This window comes from Pseudomonas sp. SDT291_1_S447 (assembly GCF_054070155.1).
Genome location: NZ_JBSVXS010000414.1, coordinates 1 through 227 on the forward strand (window position 1 = coordinate 1; position 227 = coordinate 227).

A 227-nucleotide genomic window follows, 5' to 3' on the forward strand; every position below is an offset into this window, starting at 1 on the left:
GCATTTGAAGGAAGCTTGCGCGTTGGAGTGTCGGAAGAGTTCGCGGATGCGCGTCTGTTGCGCGAGTTGCAGGAGGTTGCCGCGCAATATCCCGGCCTGCAAATCACTGTGCAGGTGGGCATTCCCGGTTCGTTGCTGGCATTGATGAAGCAGGGCGAGCTGGATGTTGTGGTCGGTTCATTGTGCGAGTCCAGCGAGCCTGGCCTGGCGCTGTGGCAGGAGCCGTT

At 60.4% G+C, this 227-nt stretch carries 1 protein-coding gene; it reads left to right on the forward strand.

Annotation, left to right across the window (positions count from 1 at the left end):
* Window positions 1–227: LysR substrate-binding domain-containing protein (locus ACW9IR_RS30155; RefSeq protein WP_457466263.1), on the forward strand; the 227-nt coding region annotated here is incomplete at both ends.